The organism is Enterobacter cloacae complex sp. IR5458 (assembly GCF_049238025.1).
GTDB classification, from domain to species: Bacteria; Pseudomonadota; Gammaproteobacteria; order Enterobacterales; family Enterobacteriaceae; genus Enterobacter; species Enterobacter kobei.
The window spans coordinates 43,532-62,560 of sequence record NZ_JBMKIF010000014.1 but is presented as its reverse complement, the minus strand read 5'-3'; the positions used below and the strand labels follow the sequence as shown (position 1 = coordinate 62,560).

The following is a 19,029-nucleotide window of genomic DNA, read 5'->3' as shown; positions in this document are numbered from 1 at the left end:
TTGTTTATGCGCTGCAGTACTTTTTCTTAATCACCACCGCAATGGTTCCCACCAGGCCGGCTACCAGCAGGAAAATCGGCAGCACCATCAGGAAAGTCATGACCTGATCTTCATGGTGTTTCACAAAGGGGATCATATTCAGCGCGTAGCCTAACGTGGTCACGACCCCCACCCACAGCAGGCCGCTCAGCCAGTTGAAGAACTGAAAACGGCGGTTCGACAGGCCGGAAATACCCGCCATGGTGGGCAGCAGGGTGCGAATAAAAGCCAGAAAACGTCCGGCCAGCAGCGCCAGCAGGCCGTGTCGGTCAAACATACAGGTCGCCCGCTGATGGTATTTATGCGGTAACTGCGCCAGCCAGCCTTTTACGACGCGCGTGTTCCCCAGCCAGCGGCCCTGCAGATAGCTCAGCCAGCAGCCCAGGCTCGCGGCAGAGGTGAGGATAACCATCGTTGGCGTAAAGTCCATAACGCCTTTACCGATCAATGCCCCGGCAAGCAAAAGCAAACTGTCACCGGGTAAAAACGAGGCTGGCAGTAATCCATTTTCCAGAAACAGCGTTGCGAACATCACGAAATAGACGACGCCTATAACGTGCGGATCCGCCAGTGCGGCAAAATCATGTTGCCAGAGCGCCGCGATAATATCTTGAATAACAGCCATGGACTTTCCTGTGGAACAGCAGAGATAACGCTATTGTACTCCCAATTATACCTGCCGGGATTGATCGCAGGCGCAACTCATGCAGACTTTTCTGCTTGCAGTGTTAAGAAAAGCGTCCGGGGAGTACATTTTCAGCGAGCACTCTACACGATACGTTCAAACCCTGCTGATAAATCCGCAATTAAATCGTCCACATTTTCTAAACCGATGTGCAGGCGAATCAGGGTGCCGCTGAAGTCCACTTCGCCGCCAGGGCGCAGAGCCGCGATTTGCTCCGGCTGATTAGGCAGGATCAGGGACTCAAAACCGCCCCAGGAGTAGGCCATGCTGAAGAGGGTAAAGTGATCCAGATAGTTTGCCAGTTCGTCATTATCTAGCCGTTTTTTAAGCACAAACGAGAACAACCCGCTGCTGCCCGTAAAGTCACGTTGCCAGAATTCATGGCCTTTACTGCCCGCAAGCGCAGGATGATTAACGCGCTCAACCTGTGGATGCTGAGCCAGCCACTCTGCCACTTTCAGGCTGCTTTCATGGTGTTGACGCAGGCGAACCCCCAATGTGCGGATACCGCGGCTGGTCATGTAGGCCGTATCTGCATCGACCATCTGGCCCATCAGGTAGGCATTTTCACGCAGCTGATCCCAGCAGCGCGCGTTAGACACTGCTGTGCCAATCATCCCGTCTGAATGGCCAATCAGGTATTTCGTCGCCGCCTGAATCGAGATATCAATGTCGAATTCCAGCGCTTTAAACAGCACGCCCGCCGCCCAGGTGTTGTCGATCATGATGATCGCCTCCGGCGCTTTGCTGCGCACGGCCTTCACGATAGCCGGTACGTCGTGCACTTCCATGGTGATTGAACCGGGAGACTCCAGGAACACGATGCGCGTGTTTGGCTGAATAAGTTCGGCAATGCCTGCGCCAATCAGCGGATCGAACCACCCGGTAGTGACGCCGAGTTTACTGAGGATTTTGGTGCAGAAGTCCTGGCTGGGTTCATAGGCGGTGTTGGTCATCAGGATATGGTCGCCCTGTTCCACAAACGCCAGAATGGTATTGGCGACCGCAGCCGCACCGCACGGGAACAGCGCGCAGCCCGCACCGCCTTCCAGCTCGCACATCGCTTCCTGCAGAGAAAAATGGGTTAGCGTGCCGCGACGGCCATAAAACAGCCCGCCTTTTGCGCGGTTACGCGTGGCGATTTTTTTCTCCTCAACGGTGTCAAACACCAGGGAGGAGGCGCGTTGAATCACGCTGTTAACCGAACCCTGCGTATATTTTTTGCTGCGTCCGGCCTGTACCAGCGTGGTATCAAGATGCTTCTTAGTCATGTTCGCTAACCCTGTTTTTATACGTCTGGACGTCCAGACTACCACGATTGTGAAAAACTTCACCCGCATGCTTATCGAATAAGCAGAAAATATTAGCAAAAAACCGCATAAGAAATTTTTACTGCGTAAGCGCAAGGAAAGTGAGCGAAAATTACGGCACCATGCAAATACTAATGAGAACTACTATCAATTCGACGACGTTTTGATATTATTACGTTCAGATTTTGTGATTTGCGTCCTGGAGATACAGAGTGGGTAATAATTTGATGCAGACGGATCTCTCCGTTTGGGGCATGTATCAACATGCTGACATCGTGGTTAAGATTGTGATGATCGGCCTGATTCTGGCGTCCGTTGTCACCTGGGCTATCTTCTTCAGCAAAAGCGCCGAGCTGCTTTCGCAGAAGCGTCGCCTCAAGCGGGAACAGCAGCAGCTGGCAGAAGCCCGCTCTCTGGATCAGGCGTCTGATATGACCTCATCCTTCCACGCAAAAAGCCTGACCACCCTGTTAGTGAACGAAGCGCAGAACGAGCTGGAACTCTCCGCTGGCAGTGAAGATAACGAAGGCATTAAAGAGCGTACCGGTTTCCGTCTGGAGCGTCGCGTTGCGGCCGTTGGCCGACACATGGGACGTGGTAATGGTTATCTGGCTACCATCGGCGCAATTTCGCCGTTCGTCGGTCTTTTCGGTACGGTCTGGGGCATCATGAACAGCTTTATCGGTATCGCTCAGACTCAAACCACCAACCTGGCGGTTGTTGCGCCCGGTATCGCAGAAGCGCTGCTGGCGACGGCGATTGGTCTGGTCGCGGCGATTCCGGCAGTCGTTATCTATAACATTTTCGCGCGTATGATTGGCAGCTACAAAGCCACGCTCGGTGACGTTGCCGCTCAGGTTCTGCTGCTACAAAGCCGCGATCTCGACCTGAATGCCAGCGCCGTGAAACCGGTGCATGCGGCGTCTAAACTGCGCGTAGGTTGATATTATGGCGATGCGTCTAAACGAAAATCTGGACGATAACGGTGAAATGCATGAGATCAACGTGACGCCATTTATCGACGTCATGCTGGTTCTGCTGATTATCTTTATGGTCGCTGCGCCGCTGGCGACGGTGGACGTGAAGGTGAATCTGCCGGCCTCGTCCAGCCAGCCGCAGCCGCGTCCGGAAAAGCCCATCTATCTTTCTGTGAAAGCGGATAAATCGATGTTCCTGGGTAACGACCCGGTAACGGATGCTTCGGTTATTCCGGCGCTGGATCAGCTAACCGGCGGCAAGAAAGACACCACCGTCTTCTTCCGTGCGGACAAAACCGTCGACTACGAAACCATGATGAAGGTGATGGACACGCTGCATCAGGCGGGTTATCTGAAGATTGGACTGGTCGGCGAAGAGAAAGCGGCCAAAAAATAGTAAAGAAGCTGGCGAAAGCCGGCTTTTTTTATGTCTGTCGGTTTATGCGTTTTTATTATCCGTCTGCGCGGCAGAGGAGGTTGCCAGCGTGTCTTCGTCGAGCGCAACGCAGGTGACGTTTGAGGTACGGTACTCACCGGCTGACAGCTTGCGCGTCAGGCGCAGGGTGGCGACTTCTCTGGCAAGCAGATACTGATAGTTGGCCTCGAGCCGGCCCAGCAGCTTCTCTTTCAGCTCGGGTTGCTGCTCGATGAGGCTATTTATCACCGCACCGTAAATCTCTTCTTTGACCTGTAGCGGGTAAATCTCGCGGCGATTCTGCCATTTCAGCCGCACCAGCGTCGCCGGAATCGATACCAGGTCTTGCGTAATACGCGTCATCTCGATATTTTTTGTGTTTCTCAGGGCGTCGAGATTTTGCTTTAAGATAAATTCATCACTTTTTTTATCATCTAAAGTCAAATAAACGTCGTTGTCTTTAACTTCTTTCACGTTAATCTTCCCCAAGGGTATAAAAAATAGGGTTGTTTTTTTCACGCGTAATTAGATTAAGCCAAATTTCATTGCCCGCTTCATTTATTTCTTTTGTTTTTTCAGCCATTATTTGACTTAGTTTCTGGGCATCTATTTCGCCTTCAGCCTGGAGGTCATTCAGCAGGTGGACGAAGGCCTCAATTTTTATAGCGCGAAATAAGCGGTCTTTTATATGGCGATCGTGCTCCTCCAGCAACATATTACGGGATTTGCCAGTGCGGGAAACACCAATTAATATATCAGGCTCGAAATCGGAGAGCTTTCTTTTCCCCTGAGTGGAACTGGCCTTTTTTTCTTCTTCCGTCGGTTGCTGTTCCACAGGCGTAATGTGGTACTTAGCCGGGACGAGATAGTCGGGCAGCATTTTTTAATTTCCTTTATTTTCAACAGGGTGGGGTTGGTAAAGGCGTGAGATTCGTTGACAATATCATGAGGCAATTTTAAAATCAAAAAAAATGGAGCCAACCCATGAACAGCATCTTTTTTACGGTCATCACATTACTATTACTGACCGCTGGTGTGCTTTTATTGATGCAGGAGTTCAATAAAACGAAAGTGTCGAAAGACACCAGTGAACCTCCACAGCCTGAACTGATGACAAAAGAGGAAGGTGAAGACCATTTCTCTGTTTTGATGAACTCTGTTACGCCTGTCTGGTACTGGCGGGTAAATCACGAATATATCGACTTTTTACACGCGACAATTAAGCGTATGAAAATGTCCGAAATTAATGACACGCCCGGTCTGTTTGAGGCGCAGCGTCGTTGCAGCGACCTGAATTCAGCGGTTTATAAATATTACGACAATATCAAAAAGCGCTGTCTTAACGGAGAGAAGGTCTCGTATTCAGACCTGGACGTATTAAACCTTCGCCAGTGTTTTCGTGAGTTCAGTCTGGAAGCCTACCCCGAACTTGTGGTGCTGGTCTGGCCGGAGTATGCGCGTCCGGAGGTTAATCCGGACAACGTCTAAGTCATGAACAGTTGAGTTCTTGCAAATAGCCAGCGCCGTTGAGATATACTGGGAGCTGGTTTCTTTTGCAAACAGGACTTTATGGAACGCTTCTTTGAAAATGCCATGTACGCCTCCCGCTGGATACTGGCTCCCGTCTATTTTGGCCTTTCGCTGGCACTTATCGCGCTGACGATTAAGTTTTTTCAGGAAATCCTGCATGTTCTGCCGAACATTTTTTCCATTGCCGAAGCGGACCTGATTCTGGTTCTGCTGTCGCTGGTGGATATGACCCTGGTGGGGGGATTGCTGGTGATGGTGATGTTTTCCGGCTACGAGAATTTTGTCTCCCAGCTTGATATCGACGAGCGCAAGGAGAAGCTCAACTGGCTGGGCAAAATGGATGCCTCGTCGCTGAAGAATAAAGTGGCAGCGTCGATTGTGGCGATCTCCTCTATCCACCTGTTGCGCGTGTTTATGGACGCGAAGAATGTCCCGGATAATAAACTGATGTGGTACGTGATTATCCACCTGACGTTTGTGCTGTCGGCGTTTGTGATGGGGTATCTGGATAAGATCAGTAAGAAATAAAGTGCATATCCCTCTCCCCAGAGGGGAGAGGGCATCAATCTGCACTATTTATCCGACGACGCCTGCCACAGATTCAACTCCCCATCCGCAACATGCTGGTCAATCCGCGTGAGCTCGTCCTCTGTAAAGCGCAGGTTATCCAGCGCCCGGACGTTCTCCTCAAGCTGTTCCGGACGGCTGGCACCAATCAGCACTGACGTCACGCGCGCATCTTTCAGTAACCAGCTCAACGCCATTTGCGCCATGGTCTGGCCACGCGCCTGTGCCATCTCATTGAGCAGACGAAGACTGCTCAGGTTGGCGTCGGTCAGCATCTTCTCTGTCAGCCCGCGCACCTTATGCCCTTCTCGCTGCATGCGTGAACCTTCCGGAATGCCGTTCAGGTATTTCCCGGTCAGCAGACCCTGCGCCAGCGGGGTAAAGGCAATGCACCCCGTACCGTTTGCTTCCAGCGCATCCAGCAATCCGGTCTTATCGACCCAGCGGTTAAGCAGGTTATAGGACGGCTGGTGGATGAGCAGTGGGATCTTCCACTCGCGCAGTAACCCGGCCATTTTTTGAGTGCGCTCCGTTGAGTAGGACGAGATCCCGACGTACAGCGCTTTACCGCTCTGCACGGCGTGAGCCAGCGCTGAGGCCGTCTCTTCCATCGGCGTATTTTCATCCACGCGGTGGGAGTAGAAAATATCAACGTACTCGACCCCCATGCGTTTCAGGCTTTGATCGAGGCTGGCGAGCAGGTATTTGCGTGAACCGCCTGAACCGTACGGCCCCGGCCACATGTCGTAACCGGCTTTAGTGGAGATGATGAGCTCGTCGCGGTACGCGGCAAAGTCCTCTCGCAGCAGGCGCCCAAAGTTCTCCTCTGCGCTCCCTGCCGGTGGGCCGTAGTTGTTGGCAAGATCGAAATGGGTAATGCCGAGATCGAAGGCTTTACGTAGCAGTGCGCGCTGGGCATCGAGAGGCTGGACGTGGCCAAAGCTATGCCACAGACCCAGCGACAGCGCTGGCAGGCGCAGGCCGCTCTTTCCACAATAGCGGTACTGCATGTTCTCGTAGCGGTCAGGGGAAGGGTGCCAGGACATGATGTCTCCTTTCTTATTTAATGAATTTTTCGAAACAGCGTTTTTATTCTGCGTTTATCAAATCATAAATTGTTCACAGAAGCGATGACAGGGTTTAACCCCTTCATATTGAAAGGTAATAATTAACCCTGGCTGTGTGACCTGTGAAGCCGCGCTAATTAAAAATAATCACAAAAGGTTATAATTTCCGCGCTGCCTGCCGATAAAGAGAGGAGTACTCGCCTCTGGGCGAATTCACCCTCACGGCAAGGAAATCTTATGAATATGCTACGTAATTTCACGATCCGCTTCGTCATGCTGACGATTCTCGGGATCTTTTGTTTAATGTGGGCGGGCGTTGGGCTGTACAGCACCTGGTCTTTGTCACGCGTTTCAGAGGGCAATGAAGTTGATCGCCATCTGGTGAAACAGATGACGGTACTGAGCCAGGGCAACGATCAGGTTTTCCGCTTCGTGACCCGCCTGAGCCGCGCAATGGAAGTCAAAGCCGCTGGCGGCACGCCCGATTTGTCCTCCGCCCAACAGGCGCTGGATAACATGGGCAAGAAACTGGCCGAGATGAAAGCGATGTCACCCGGCCCGATGGATGAGGCGATCGCATCCCGGGTGATCGGCTCCTGGCAGGCGCTGCTCGACCAGGGCGTGACGCCGCAAATGGCGCAGGCGAAGCAGGGGGCTCTGGAAGGCTACCGCCAGCAGGCCAACAACGTCACGCCACCGCTGAGCCGTGCGTTCGGTGCGGCTGCCGAGGCGTTCAACAATGCCGCTGCGAACACGCTCGACAGTACCCGCGTGGTGGTGGACGGCCTGACCAGTATGACCCGCACGGTGATTATCGTCGCCACGATTATCGGTCTGCTGATTCTGCTCTTTACCGACCGTTACCTGGTGGCGATGCTGGTAAAACCGCTGGAGCGTATCCGCCAGCAGTTCCGCCAGATTGCTCAGGGCGATCTCAGCCAGCCCATTGCGCCGTTCGGCCGCAACTGTGTGGGACAACTGGTTCCCCTGCTGAGTGCCATGCAGGACAGCCTGCGTGAAGCCGTCAGTACGATTCGCTCGGGCAGTGAAAATATCTGGCGCGGGGCGACGGAAATCTCCAGCGGCAATAACGATCTCTCTTCGCGTACCGAAGAGCAGGCTGCCGCACTGGAAGAGACGGCGGCCAGCATGGAACAGCTGACCGCCACCGTGAAACTGAACGCGGAAAGCGCGCGTCAGGCCAGCCAGCTTGCCGATGTGGCTTCAAGCACTGCCAGCCGCGGCGGTTCGCTGGTGGAAGAGGTGGTTACCACCATGAGCGGTATTTCCGAAAGCTCGAAGAAAATTGCTGAAATCACCAACGTCATCAACAGTATTGCCTTCCAGACCAATATCCTGGCGCTCAACGCAGCCGTTGAAGCGGCACGCGCGGGCGAGCAGGGCCGCGGTTTCGCCGTCGTCGCGGGGGAAGTCCGTAATCTGGCAAGCCGCAGCGCCAACGCGGCCAAGGAAATTGAGGGGCTGATTGCTGATTCGGTTAATCGCGTAGAACAGGGGGCACAGCTGGTGGGCGACACGGGCACGACCATGGATGCCATCTTACGCGACGTGACGGAAGTGACGACCATTATGAAGCAAATCGCTTCCGCTTCTGAAGAGCAAAGCAAGGGCATTTCGCAGGTCGGGATTGCCATTACGCAGATGGACGGCGTCACCCAGCAAAACGCCTCGCTGGTGGAAGAGGTTTCCGCGGCAGCCGCCGCGCTGGAACGTCAGACCGAAGAGCTTCAGCGTTCGGTGCAGAAGTTCCGCCTGACGGCATAACACAACGTTACAAGGCCGCCTGATGCGGCCTTGTATTATCGTTTAACCCTGCTGTTGCAATTCGAGAAATCGGATATCCCGTTGCAGATGCCACTTCTGCGATACGCTTAAATGAGGGGTTACCGTTTGGTGAGAGTGATTTATAAAGTGATTCGCGAGAAATGCCAGCACGTTTTGCAATAACAGTCATCCCGCCAGAGGCTTCGATCACATGCCGTAAGGCGAGCATGAACGCCTCATAGCCTCCTGGCTCGTCAATTTCAATGAAAGCCTGGTGAAGATAGACGGGCGCGAAATCCGGAGAATCTTTCAGGAGTTGTACCATTGCGTCATCATGAAGTACTGATTTAGCCATTGCGATTTCCTCTTATATTCTGCGCTTGTAGTCGTTGAGGTACTCAACGGCCCTTTCAATGTCTGCATTTTGCTTTTTTTTCGTTCCAGTCAATAGCACCAGACTTACTGCGCCATCTGCCGGATCGGAGACTTCACTAAAATAGACACGATAGCCGGGTCCCCGGTCAATTCTGAGCTCTGACACACTCTCTCTGCATGGTTTGCAATCGCCATAGTTACCCGTCGACATTCTGGCGACACGCGTGGCAATCATGGCTTTTGCTATGGGATCTTTCAAACTTCGCAGATATGCATCAAAAGGATCATATCCATCAGCTGTAATGTAGTGTTTAACGTTAGCCGTTATTGTAGCCTGTAGTTTACGATAAGCAAAGCATTGTAATCTTCAGGCTACGACAGGCAATTGTTTGCATCGTAATAACTGAGTGGGAAGATAATTTTCAGAAAGCGGATCGCAAAAACGAGAGATTTGGCAGGGGGGGATTATTGAACAACGCTGTGGCCGGGCAAACGCAGCGCTGCCCGGCAATACTTATCAGTGGGTCGCTTCGCCAATCAGTGCACCCGTGCCCGCACCCACGGCCGCTCCTTTCAGCACACTCTTGCCCGTCACGGCAGCCGCTCCTGCGCCAACGACGGCACCCACGGCACCCCCCTTACGTGCGTCTTTACCTTTTTCGCCGTTTTTGAACATGGCACCTGTACCTGCGCCAACAACGGCACCGCCGACGGTGGATTTCAGATCTTTGCCTGTGGCCGCGCCAATGGCGGCGCCCGCTACCGCGCCAGCGGCGGTTTTGTCGATGGCCATTCCCGAGGTGGAAAAAAGGAGAGCGCTGATGACCAGCGTTGTTTTAATAAGTTTCATAACAGATCCTTTGTGACTGCTGTCGGTTGATACGTCGTTTCTCACATCTGCGCGAGAAAAACGTCCAGATAGTGCCAGCAATTGCGGCTCAACCTTTAGGCTAATCATGCCCCTGGCAAGGATCTCATCTGCCGGGCGGTGGCCCGCCCGGCAAAGCATTACGCCTGACGCTTGTCTTCCGTGTTGGTATCGAAGTCGCTCGCCGCGTGGCGTTCGTGCAGTTGCTCGTTCAGCTCGCCGCTGGTGCGGTTAACGATGCGTCCACGCTTCACGGCATTGCGGTTCGCCACGTCTTTCGCCCAACGCTGGACGTTGGTGTACTTTTCGGCATCCAGGAACTCGGCGGCGTTATAGACGCTACCCAGGGCCACGCAGCCAAACCATGGCCAGATCGCCATATCCGCGATGGTGTACTCCTCGCCCGCCACGTAACGGCCGCGCGCCAGCTGTTTATCCAGCACGTCGAACAGGCGTTTGGCTTCCATGGTAAAGCGATCGATCGCGTACTCAATTTTCACTGGCGCGTAGTTGTAGAAGTGACCAAAACCGCCGCCCAGGAATGGCGCCGCGCCCTGCAGCCAGAACAACCAGTTCAGCGTTTCGGTGCGTCCCGCCGGATCTTTCGGCAGGAAGTGACCAAACTTCTCTGCCAGATAGAGCAGGATATTGCCGGATTCAAAGACGCGCGTTGGTGGGGTCGTGGAGTGATCCCGCAGCGCCGGTATTTTCGAGTTCGGGTTCACTTCAACGAACCCGCTGGAGAACTGATCGCCCTCGCCGATGCGGATCAACCAGGCGTCATACTCCGCGCCCGTCACGCCCAGCGCCAGCAGCTCTTCAAGCATGATGGTCACTTTCTGGCCGTTAGGTGTTCCCAGCGAATAAAGTTGCAGCGGATGGGAGCCCACGGGGAGATCTTTCTCATGCGTCGCGCCCGAAATCGGGCGGTTAATATTGGCGAACGCGCCGCCGCCGTTCTTTTTCCATTCCCACACTTTCGGTGGCTGATAGGTGTTTTCGTCTGACATGTTGGCCTGCCTCTTTGGTGTTGTGTTGAGGCAGTTTAGCAGGTGGCAGGGGAACCGTTTAACGATGCGAGCGTAATGGACAGGGCAGGTGTATGATAATTCCACCTCTGTCAGGTTAATTACAACGTGCAGACGACGACAACCCTTCAAAAAATTGCCGCCTGCCTGTTTTAGGTTGGATACATGCGTAAAGGAAAGTTAAGCAGTGATGCGCCATTCGGGACGTTGTTAGGCTATGCGCCGGGTGGTGTGGCGATTTACTCCTCAAATTACGGCAGTCTGGACCCGCGAAAATACCCGGAAGATGCGGATTTTCGCAGTTATATCGGCAACGAATACATGGGCCACAAATGGCAGTGTGTTGAGTTTGCCCGCCGTTTCCTGTTCCTCAACTATGGTTTCGTGTTTACCGACGTCGACATGGCGTGGGAGATCTTCTCCCTGCGCTTTTTGCGTCAGGTAGTGAACGATAACATTCTGCCCCTTCAGGCGTTTGCCAATGGCTCGAAGCGTGCGCCGCGCGCCGGGGCGCTGCTGATCTGGCAAAAGGGCGGAGAGTTTCATGAGACCGGCCACGTGGCGGTAATCACCCAGCTTCTGGACGACAAGGTGCGCATTGCAGAGCAGAACGTCCTGCACTCCCCGCTGCCGCTCGGGCAGCAGTGGACGCGCGAGCTGCGGCTGAGCGTGGAGAACGGATGTTACACAATCCATGACACCTTCAGCGACACGGAAATTCTCGGCTGGATGATCCAGACCGACGACACGGAACACAGCATTCCCCAGCCGGAAATCGACGGCGAACTGCTGAAAATTCGCGGTGCGCGGCTGAAAAACAAACGTCAGTTCGACGGAAAATGGCTCAACGAAAATGACGCGCTGCAGCAGGCGTATATCCGCGCGAACGGTCATGTGATCAATAAAGATCCCTGCCAGTACTTCACCATCACCGAAAGCGCCGAGCAGGAGCTGATCAAGGCCACCAACGAACTGCACCTGATGTACCTGCACGCGACGGACAAGGTGCTGAAAGACGACAATTTGCTGGCGCTTTTCGACATTCCCAAAATCCTCTGGCCGCGCCTGCGCCTCTCCTGGCAGTGGCGTCGTCACCATATGATCACCGGCCGTATGGATTTTTGCATGGATGAGCGCGGGATTAAGGTCTACGAGTACAATGCCGACTCCGCGTCCTGCCATACCGAGGGCGGGTTGATTCTCGAAGAGTGGGTGAAAAACGGTTATCGCGGCCACGGTCATAACCCGGCAGAAGGGTTGCTGGAAGAGCTGACCGGCGCGTGGAAACACAGCCACGCGCGTCCGTTCGTGCACATCATGCAGGACAACGATGTCGAAGAGGATTATCACGCGCTCTTTATTCAGCGTTCACTGTTGCAGGCCGGGTTTGAAACCAAAATTCTGCACGGGCTGGGGGCGCTGAGCTGGGATGCTGCCGGGCAGCTGATTGACGACGAAGGTCGCCACGTCAACTGCGTGTGGAAAACCTGGGCGTGGGAAACGGCGATAGAGCAAATCCGCGAGGTCAGCGAAACCGAATATGCCGCCGTGCCGATTCGGACCGGACATCCCGAGGGTGAAGTGCGCCTGATCGACGTCCTGCTGCGTCCGGAAGTGCTGGTCTTTGAGCCGCTGTGGACGGTGATACCGGGTAACAAAGCCATTCTGCCGGTACTGTGGCAGCTTTTCCCGAACCACCGTTACCTGCTCGACACCAATTTTGAGGTTAACGACCTGCTGAAACAGACCGGTTATGCCGTCAAGCCGATTGCCGGACGCTGCGGCAGCAATATCGATCTCATTAGCGCCCAGGACGAACTGCTGGATAAATCCAGCGGCAAGTTTATCGATCGCAAAAACATTTACCAGCAGCTGTGGTGCCTGCCAAACGTTGACGGCAAGTACATTCAGGTCTGCACCTTTACCGTCGGCGGGAACTACGGCGGCACCTGTCTGCGCGGAGATGACTCGCTGGTGGTGAAGAAAGAGAGCGATATTGAACCGCTGATTGTGGTGAAGGATAAGTAACTCAGAACCGCTCGAAATAGCTCCCCGCAGACCATTCTGCGGGGACGTTTCTTCACTCTTCTTCCTCGTCCTGTTGACTGATCTTTAGATCAATAATACGGCCAATCCGATCGTGATAGACCGTCAGCAGGTTGTACTGGCTCATCTCGGAGATGATCTGTGGTGAGACATTAAAGCTGCGGGCCAGCTCCTCCTGGTGAAAATAGCCCGGCTGACGACGCCTCACATGCGTGCGGCGGCGGTTGTACTGATACCACAAAATCAGCAGCCATCCGTTAAGCGCGGCGAACAGCAAATAGATCAACACCGTATTAAAGGAGGCAATAATGACGCTCCACCGGTGTTCACTCTCTTCGGTTAACTGCATCCACAGCCTGGCATACAGGAAAAACAGAAATCCTCCCCACGCCACCAGAGTTAACGCGGCATCGAAAAGACGTGGTAACAGCCGATGTTCAGTCAAAATTAAGGTATTTTCGTTCATTGAATGCTTCCTTTTCCCCGGTCCGGACTGATCCAGCGCGCGCGGGCACGCTGACGTTTAAGCATGACTTTCGGAAACGCGACGAGGGTAGTGAACAGGCCAATCATCCAGTACATCATCGGGAACCAAATCACCCAGAAAAGCGAGCTTGCCACCTTCCGCTCGTATCGCCGCTCGATGAACAAACTGACCAGGAACTGCAGCAGGCACATGACGCCCAACAGCAGACCGGTGAACGCGGGTGGGAACAGGGTCTCAACGGTCAGCCTGGCGGGAATCGGCGCGACCTGGCTGATAATGAACAGCAGTACCGTCATCGCGTAAGCGAACGCCCACAGCGTGGACAGCGCGTACTCCAGAAACAGGGGCCACATGCGATGATGCTCCCAGCGCACAACCTTGCGAAGGTTGACCAGAAACACCTCCGCGCCGCCCTGAGCCCAGCGCAGGCGCTGTTTCCACAGGCCTTTGAGCGTCTCCGGCATCAGGATCCAGCACAGTGCCCGCGGCTCGAAAAAGATATCCCAGTGGCGTAGCTGAAGCTTCCAGCTTATGTCGATGTCTTCCGTGATCATATCCGGGCTCCAGTACCCGACGTCCGCCAGCGCCTGGCGGCGAAAGGCGGCGATGACGCCGGACACGGTAAAGACCCGGCCATAGATCCGCTGCGTGCGTTTGATAAGGCCAATAATGGACGAGAACTCGCCCACCTGAATGCGCCCAATCAGCGAGGATCGCGTGCGAATGCGCGGATTGCCGGTGACCGCGCCGACGTGAGGATACTGAATCAGCGGGGCTACCAGATAAACCGCAGTGTCGCGGTCGAGCAGGGCGTCGCCATCAATGCAGACCAGCAGATCGCCCCGGGCTGCCGCGGCACCCGCTTTTAGCGCGACGGCTTTTCCCTGGTTCTCCGCGAGGTTAATTACCCGCAGGCGCGGCTGCTCCTGCGCCAGCTGCTGCAGCACGTCCGCCGTGTTATCAGAAGAGCCATCGTTAATGGCGATAACCTCTATATTCTTATACCGCTGATCCAGCGCGGCGCTGATGGTCTCTCTGGCGTTCCTTTCCTCATTGAAACAGGGGATCAGAATGGAAATAAGCGGCTCGCCAGCGAGCGAGGGTGGCGGGGTCTCTTTATCCCACGACCAGTGGCGTTCAAGCTGAAACCAGAAATAGAGTCCGCCGGTGACCCAGAGCACGGACATGAACAGCGGCCAGAAGAACACAAAATCCAGAATCAGTTCGCCGGTAAAGAGGGCGGCCACGCCTAAAGGCAACCCGAATACCAGACACAAAATAGAAAAAGCGATGATGCGATCAGTCATTGTCAGGGTACCAGTAGGAAGAAAATTCAGGCCTGATGCGGGAGATATCAGGCTGATTGTTGATGAAATCGTCGGGGTAGTAGCCGTAGTTTTTGACGCCGTTCAGCTGGAGAACGCGCATCCACTGGACAAGCTGTTTATCGGAAACGGCACGCTGCGGTTTTTGCTCCCAGTCTCTGGCCTGCAGTTCGAAAATGGTTTTATCGAGCGCGCCGGGACGAGCGGCGACCACGTTAACCAGACGCGTCAGCCAGGCGTCGCTTTCGTTCGCCGGAACGGACTCCATCAGCGGCATGGCCATCGGCACCGTCCAGTCATAGGCCGCCAGAAAATCATCAAAATTCTGTGCAAACCAGGCTTCGCTTTCAGGCTCAAGGATGGGTAAGACGAACATATTGCGTGCGGTTTTGATCTGCGGTCCCCGGATGTGCTTCACCGCCTGGCCCAGCGCACGGGTAAAGCCCATCAGCAGACGGCTTTTCTGACGCGTTGTGTCCTGAGCGGCGTCTTGTCCGGCATCGTCAACGTCCGTCAGCACCGCATCGTCATGGAACAAAATCCCATTGAAGGTGCTATAGCGGGCCAGATCTTCATAGATGTCCGTCACCTGCTGGCGAACCTGCGGGTTCCACGGGGAGAGCCGGATATAAGGTTCAGTGGCCTCGTGCAGCTGGCCCGTTTGACGATCCCGACGCTGCACGCGCGGCAGGGAGGGATCGAGATCGAACGAGAGCACCGGCATCCACGCGAAGACTTTCACCCCCGCACGGGTCTGGAGCTGCCAGGAGACAAAATTGAACAGATCGGCGCGGACCGGAAGCCGACGGTTGGGAAAATAGAGCGCGTTGATCCGGCCATCGCCCTGCGGGTCGGCAAACGCCTGCAGGAAAACATGGCTGATTTTCATGTCGTAAACTCGCTGGATCAGCCTGTTGATATTTTGGGTTTGCTGGGCCGGATCGGGATCGTAAACGTAGTCGAGGTCGACGTGCATGACGCGAACGGGATCGTGTTCCTGGATCTGGCTGACCGAACTGGCAAAGGTTTTTAGCGAAGGATTACCGGCGATCAGCAGACGGGGAATGTTGCCAGGGTCATTTACGTCCCCCAGACCGTCTTCCAGCGTAAAGGCCAGCTGGTAACCCTGTTGTCTGGCGATGGCGAGCGACGTACCGTTGGCGGCACCGTAAGGCCAGACCCAGGCGCGCGGTGCTTTGCCCGTCACCTGCGTGATTTTCTCGGTCACTTTATGCACGTCGTCGCCGATCCGCTGGCTGAACTGCCGATCGGTTTCATAGCGGCCCGTCGCCTTATCGTAAAAGCGATTGGCGATGGCAGGCTCGCGGCTTCCCTGAGGGTTAGCCACGATACCGTAATGGGAGGCCCAGGTATGTGAGCCGATCTCAATCAGCGGAGACTGGCTGAGCTCGCGCACCATGTCCCACGTTGCGAAGCGATCGCGGGGCGTCATCAGACCACCAAAATTGACCTTTTGATTTGCTGGCGTGTCCACCCAACTGCCTACCGGTGCCCACAGGGCAGGGACGTTCCAGGCCTGAAGCAGTGGCCAGACGCGGGTATAAAAGCTGCTGTAGCCGTCGTCAAAACTGAGCAAAACGGCTTTCGGCGGCAGCGTTTTTTTTCCGTCATGGGCATCCAGAATGTCCTGCACGCTGATGGCGTGATAGCCGTTATGCAAAAGCCAGCTTATTTGCTCGTTTAACGCGCTGGTGCGAACGGAGAGGTAGCGCTGATCGGCGGCATCATCTTCGACGTCGTGGTAGGCCAGCACCAGAAATCGATTCGTTGGCCAGGGCTTGCTCGCCTCCAGCTGGGGTCTCTCTTTGGGGGCAATAAACGGGAGTGCCTGGGCGCAAATGCTCGCGCTGAGGCAGAACCAGCCAATGAGTATCACACTCACGGAAAAACGTATGTACAGCATATTCATCCTTAAAAGCGTAAAGTCGCATCAAACGTGACGGAGAGATTGCTCTCGCGCTTGCCGTCGTAAGGGCGTTTATCCCAGTTCAGCATCACGCCGGTATCGATGACGTTGTTCCACTGGATGCGTTGTCCGTAGCCCAGCAGGGTGATGGCCCCGGCGGACTGGTTTTTCTGCCAGTAGCTGCCGCCGCCTGCCACGAACTGCTGGCTCCAGAGGGTGTCGTAATGGCGATACATCTCATGATCGACGGACAGAGCGGCCGTTACGGACAGATCCCGCGCCGGGTTGTAATAGAGCGTGTCCCGCAGGCTGTTTTTACTGGCGGCGATCCCCGGTTCGAGATCCAGCGTCAGGGACGGGGTTTGCCAGAGACGCTCCTTACCCGTAAGGGTGTATTCCTGACGGTGGTTGTGGTCTGAGAAGCGGCTGACGGCGGCGCTAAACTGATACTCACGTCGCTCGTTTTGATACCAGCGCACGCCGCCTTCCCCCCGGTTGGCGCTAATCCCGTTGCGTAATGCCCGTAAGGGCGTGGTGCGAGATACGCGTTCAAGGCTGCCGCTGAGCTGCCAGTTATCGGTGAGAAAGTAAGTTGTGGAAAGGCGAGCCCCCGGCTTGTTCGCGCCGTGATAGCGGTTGCTGGAGAGCTCGGCTTCGAGCTGGAGGTCACGAGGCCGCCATTCCACGCCGCCCAGGAGGTGGCGGCTGGTGCCTTTGCCTTCATCGAAATTACCCTCTGCATAGCGGGTGCCGGCAAACAGCCGCCAGTTATCCGCAACTGGCGGGCCATAGAGCGTGGCGTCCCAGTTCAGGTCGTGCGTACCGCTGACGGGGTTATCGGAGTGCAAACCCTTGCTCGCATTGAGGCGAAGCTCGGACATATGATGAACCGTTCTGAGCCTGTCCAGACGACGGGCACTGCGATCGACCGGTGCGCGAGCAAGCACGTCGTCGGCCAGTAAATCCATCTCTTGCCACTCCTGTAGATCCATGGCGACGTAAGCCTGCTGTTGCTCAAGCTCCAGATTTGATGGCTCCAGTGCCTCCGCCATTTTCAGCTTCTGCTCGGCCGCACGCGGCAGGCCCCGCGCCTGTAGCAAAGTGGCGTAGTCAATCTGCAATCCCTGGTTGCCCGGCGCCGTTGTCGCCAGACGCTGAGATAGCTTTTCGGCTTCAGGCAGGGCGTGGGTCGCCAGCAGATAGTTAAAACGGAGAGACTGCCCGGTGAGCCATCGATCGTTCGGCTGAGGGGTAGGGGAACCGAAATCGTAGCGGGTCCAGGGGACGTTACGGGTCTGGCGCTCTACATACTGGCGGGCGGCCCGATACTGCCCGGTATCCAGCCAGGCGTAGAAAAGCGCGTGCTCTTCGTCCTGCGGATCGGCGGCGTATTGCGGATAGCGTTGCAGAAGCGAGAAGGCGGCATCGGCGTTTTTCTCCTGCAGATACGCGGAGATAACCCAGCCGATTGCCCAGTCCGGCACCGGGTGCTGCGCTGCCGTAAGATCCTGATACTCGCTGATGACCCGCGGATAATCAGCATGGGCGTACAGCGCGCCGAGCCGGTCTATACGCGCAAGGATGACATCTTCCGCCGCCTGCGGCTCGCTTTTCCAGCGAGAAAGCAGAATGTCGTAACGATTCAGCGCAGATTGCGCAAGCTGCAGGCGCTCCTTTTCTGTTCTGCCTGGCACATCGGCAAGGCGAACCCTTTCGGCGGCGGCGTTACGTTCAAGACGGCGACGCTCCGCCGGGGACAGCGGCACCCGCTGTGAAAGTACGAGCGCGGGGGTATTCACGCGGTTATCCGTCAGGGCGTCGACAAGCTCGCTGAGCAGGACATTATTCTCTGGCACGGTAGCCAGTGCGCGCGTGTCCGCCAGAAGCCGATCCCAGCTTTTTCCCTGACGTAACCAGACATACGAGAGCGTCTGAAGATGCGCCTGAGTGGGGTTTTGGGTGACCAGCTGCCGGGCTTCCTGCAGCGCGAGTGCATCCATGCGGGCATCGGCCAGGGTTTTGATATAGCCGATACGATAATCATCGTTATTCGGCGCAAGGCTGCACGCCTCTTTCCAGAGCGATAAGGCTGGCTGCCACGCTTTTTGATTTCTCCTGGCCTGGGCAACGGCAGCAACGCCGCGAGCGGGCAGCGGCATATAAATGCCATAACGCTGCCAGACCTCAATCACCTCATCATCATGACCTGCCCAGGATGCCACCTGTAACCAGTCTGCGACCTGTTCAGGCGTCAGGGCGTGCTGTTGCTGATAATGCTGCAGATAATCAAGAAACGGCGTGTAATTACCGTTACGCGCCTGTTGAATCTGTTGTTCATAAACGGATTCCGTTGCCTGAACCAGAACAGGAAAGAGTAATAACAGTAACAATAATCCTGGGGTGCGATAAAAGAATAACGTATTGAAGCGAAGCGATCTTTCCATATCTATTTGCCATTTGTTTATCATGAATCCATTGCATAACACGGCTGCCTTTTAACTGTGCGTTAAAGGCGATAAATGAGAACATTAAATCTGAATGCAGTAACGTTATGGGGTACTTACTTAAAGGTAATTATGGATCCTTATCTCGGTGGAT

General features: G+C 55.1%; 19 protein-coding genes. 6 read left to right on the top strand and 13 right to left on the bottom strand.

The window, feature by feature from the left end:
• Window positions 1–4 precede the first annotated feature (4 nt).
• Window positions 5–664 carry a DedA family general envelope maintenance protein YghB gene (gene yghB / locus ACOTYN_RS13290; RefSeq protein ID WP_014885235.1) on the bottom strand — a complete coding sequence of 220 codons (660 nt, stop codon included), beginning with the start codon at window positions 662–664 and terminating at the stop codon, window positions 5–7.
• A 143-nt stretch (window positions 665–807) separates the two neighbouring features.
• Complete coding sequence (gene metC / locus ACOTYN_RS13285; protein WP_014885234.1) at window positions 808–1,995, bottom strand: cystathionine beta-lyase; 1,188 nt, start codon at window positions 1,993–1,995, stop codon at window positions 808–810.
• 251 nt (window positions 1,996–2,246) lie between these two features.
• Here metC and exbB point away from each other — a divergent pair, with 251 nt between their 5' ends.
• Complete coding sequence (gene exbB / locus ACOTYN_RS13280) at window positions 2,247–2,978, top strand: tol-pal system-associated acyl-CoA thioesterase (RefSeq protein ID WP_014885233.1); 732 nt, start codon at window positions 2,247–2,249, stop codon at window positions 2,976–2,978.
• Between the two features lie 4 nt (window positions 2,979–2,982).
• Complete coding sequence (gene exbD / locus ACOTYN_RS13275; RefSeq protein ID WP_014885232.1) at window positions 2,983–3,408, top strand: TonB system transport protein ExbD; 426 nt, start codon at window positions 2,983–2,985, stop codon at window positions 3,406–3,408.
• Window positions 3,409–3,450: 42 nt separating this feature from the next.
• Here the strand turns inward: exbD and ACOTYN_RS13270 are convergent, their stop codons facing one another.
• Together ACOTYN_RS13270 and ACOTYN_RS13265 are read right to left on the bottom strand one after the other, a co-directional pair.
• A complete protein-coding gene (locus tag ACOTYN_RS13270) occupies window positions 3,451–3,900 on the bottom strand; it encodes a hypothetical protein (protein WP_014885231.1) in 450 nt (149 codons plus the stop codon).
• Between the two features lies 1 nt (window position 3,901).
• Window positions 3,902–4,306, bottom strand: coding sequence for a hypothetical protein (locus tag ACOTYN_RS13265; RefSeq protein WP_332958021.1), 405 nt, complete (start codon window positions 4,304–4,306; stop codon window positions 3,902–3,904).
• A 104-nt stretch (window positions 4,307–4,410) separates the two neighbouring features.
• Between ACOTYN_RS13265 and ACOTYN_RS13260 the strand changes: the two genes are divergently transcribed.
• Both ACOTYN_RS13260 and ACOTYN_RS13255 read left to right on the top strand, forming a co-directional pair.
• On the top strand, window positions 4,411–4,914 hold the full coding sequence (locus tag ACOTYN_RS13260; RefSeq protein WP_008499806.1) for an ESA_00282 family adhesion-associated protein: 504 nt from the start codon (window positions 4,411–4,413) through the stop codon (window positions 4,912–4,914).
• Between the two features lie 81 nt (window positions 4,915–4,995).
• Entirely contained in the window at window positions 4,996–5,484 is a 489-nt protein-coding gene (locus ACOTYN_RS13255; RefSeq protein ID WP_014171606.1) for a TIGR00645 family protein, read from the top strand.
• Between the two features lie 44 nt (window positions 5,485–5,528).
• Here the strand turns inward: ACOTYN_RS13255 and ACOTYN_RS13250 are convergent, their stop codons facing one another.
• Window positions 5,529–6,569, bottom strand: coding sequence for an aldo/keto reductase (locus ACOTYN_RS13250; protein ID WP_023331302.1), 1,041 nt, complete (start codon window positions 6,567–6,569; stop codon window positions 5,529–5,531).
• A 258-nt stretch (window positions 6,570–6,827) separates the two neighbouring features.
• Here ACOTYN_RS13250 and ACOTYN_RS13245 point away from each other — a divergent pair, with 258 nt between their 5' ends.
• A complete protein-coding gene (locus ACOTYN_RS13245) occupies window positions 6,828–8,375 on the top strand; it encodes a methyl-accepting chemotaxis protein (RefSeq protein ID WP_332958019.1) in 1,548 nt (515 codons plus the stop codon).
• Window positions 8,376–8,382: 7 nt separating this feature from the next.
• Here the strand turns inward: ACOTYN_RS13245 and ACOTYN_RS13240 are convergent, their stop codons facing one another.
• The 4 genes from ACOTYN_RS13240 to yghU form a co-directional block, all read right to left on the bottom strand.
• Entirely contained in the window at window positions 8,383–8,730 is a 348-nt protein-coding gene (locus ACOTYN_RS13240; RefSeq protein ID WP_014885227.1) for a DNA-binding protein, read from the bottom strand.
• A gap of 12 nt (window positions 8,731–8,742) precedes the next feature.
• Entirely contained in the window at window positions 8,743–9,078 is a 336-nt protein-coding gene (locus ACOTYN_RS13235; protein WP_100124881.1) for a type II toxin-antitoxin system RelE/ParE family toxin, read from the bottom strand.
• Window positions 9,079–9,267: 189 nt separating this feature from the next.
• A complete protein-coding gene (locus ACOTYN_RS13230) occupies window positions 9,268–9,600 on the bottom strand; it encodes a YMGG-like glycine zipper-containing protein (RefSeq protein ID WP_014885225.1) in 333 nt (110 codons plus the stop codon).
• A 158-nt stretch (window positions 9,601–9,758) separates the two neighbouring features.
• Window positions 9,759–10,628 (bottom strand): glutathione-dependent disulfide-bond oxidoreductase, encoded by an 870-nt coding sequence (gene yghU, locus ACOTYN_RS13225; RefSeq protein WP_087530185.1) that lies wholly within the window; start codon window positions 10,626–10,628, stop codon window positions 9,759–9,761.
• Between the two features lie 183 nt (window positions 10,629–10,811).
• On the opposite strand from yghU, the gene gss reads away from it, so the two are divergent.
• Window positions 10,812–12,674, top strand: a complete 1,863-nt coding sequence (gss, locus tag ACOTYN_RS13220) for a bifunctional glutathionylspermidine amidase/synthase (protein WP_332958017.1) — start codon at window positions 10,812–10,814, stop codon at window positions 12,672–12,674.
• Window positions 12,675–12,726: 52 nt separating this feature from the next.
• Here gss and pgaD read toward each other — a convergent pair whose 3' ends face one another.
• From pgaD to pgaA, 4 genes are read right to left on the bottom strand one after another with little or no spacing between them, the layout of a single operon-like run.
• Window positions 12,727–13,158: a poly-beta-1,6-N-acetyl-D-glucosamine biosynthesis protein PgaD gene (gene pgaD / locus ACOTYN_RS13215; protein ID WP_014885222.1), complete on the bottom strand. Its 432-nt coding sequence runs from the start codon at window positions 13,156–13,158 to the stop codon at window positions 12,727–12,729.
• On the bottom strand, window positions 13,155–14,486 hold the full coding sequence (gene pgaC, locus ACOTYN_RS13210) for a poly-beta-1,6-N-acetyl-D-glucosamine synthase (protein ID WP_047027894.1): 1,332 nt from the start codon (window positions 14,484–14,486) through the stop codon (window positions 13,155–13,157). The genes pgaD and pgaC overlap by 4 nt, the downstream gene beginning before the upstream one ends.
• Complete coding sequence (pgaB, locus tag ACOTYN_RS13205) at window positions 14,479–16,428, bottom strand: poly-beta-1,6-N-acetyl-D-glucosamine N-deacetylase PgaB (protein WP_332958014.1); 1,950 nt, start codon at window positions 16,426–16,428, stop codon at window positions 14,479–14,481. Before pgaB ends, pgaC begins: the two co-directional genes overlap by 8 nt.
• 8 nt (window positions 16,429–16,436) lie before the next feature.
• A complete protein-coding gene (gene pgaA / locus ACOTYN_RS13200; protein WP_332958012.1) occupies window positions 16,437–18,875 on the bottom strand; it encodes a poly-beta-1,6 N-acetyl-D-glucosamine export porin PgaA in 2,439 nt (812 codons plus the stop codon).
• Between the last annotated feature and the right edge of the window lie 154 nt (window positions 18,876–19,029).

Bases quoted from the DNA above. Each gene is read 5' to 3' on its own strand.
- ACOTYN_RS13230 (WP_014885225.1), bottom strand. From the start codon at position 9,600: ATGAAACTTATTAAAACAACGCTGGTCATCAGCGCTCTCCTTTTTTCC.
- exbD (WP_014885232.1), top strand. From the start codon at position 2,983: ATGGCGATGCGTCTAAACGAAAATCTGGACGATAACGGTGAAATGCAT.
- ACOTYN_RS13255 (WP_014171606.1), top strand. From the start codon at position 4,996: ATGGAACGCTTCTTTGAAAATGCCATGTACGCCTCCCGCTGGATACTG.
- pgaC (WP_047027894.1), bottom strand. From the start codon at position 14,486: ATGACTGATCGCATCATCGCTTTTTCTATTTTGTGTCTGGTATTCGGG.
- ACOTYN_RS13240 (WP_014885227.1), bottom strand. From the start codon at position 8,730: ATGGCTAAATCAGTACTTCATGATGACGCAATGGTACAACTCCTGAAA.
- yghB (WP_014885235.1), bottom strand. From the start codon at position 664: ATGGCTGTTATTCAAGATATTATCGCGGCGCTCTGGCAACATGATTTT.
- ACOTYN_RS13260 (WP_008499806.1), top strand. From the start codon at position 4,411: ATGAACAGCATCTTTTTTACGGTCATCACATTACTATTACTGACCGCT.
- pgaB (WP_332958014.1), bottom strand. From the start codon at position 16,428: ATGCTGTACATACGTTTTTCCGTGAGTGTGATACTCATTGGCTGGTTC.
- ACOTYN_RS13245 (WP_332958019.1), top strand. From the start codon at position 6,828: ATGAATATGCTACGTAATTTCACGATCCGCTTCGTCATGCTGACGATT.
- pgaA (WP_332958012.1), bottom strand. From the start codon at position 18,875: ATGGAAAGATCGCTTCGCTTCAATACGTTATTCTTTTATCGCACCCCA.
- pgaD (WP_014885222.1), bottom strand. From the start codon at position 13,158: ATGAACGAAAATACCTTAATTTTGACTGAACATCGGCTGTTACCACGT.
- ACOTYN_RS13265 (WP_332958021.1), bottom strand. From the start codon at position 4,306: ATGCTGCCCGACTATCTCGTCCCGGCTAAGTACCACATTACGCCTGTG.
- ACOTYN_RS13250 (WP_023331302.1), bottom strand. From the start codon at position 6,569: ATGTCCTGGCACCCTTCCCCTGACCGCTACGAGAACATGCAGTACCGC.
- yghU (WP_087530185.1), bottom strand. From the start codon at position 10,628: ATGTCAGACGAAAACACCTATCAGCCACCGAAAGTGTGGGAATGGAAA.
- gss (WP_332958017.1), top strand. From the start codon at position 10,812: ATGCGTAAAGGAAAGTTAAGCAGTGATGCGCCATTCGGGACGTTGTTA.
- metC (WP_014885234.1), bottom strand. From the start codon at position 1,995: ATGACTAAGAAGCATCTTGATACCACGCTGGTACAGGCCGGACGCAGC.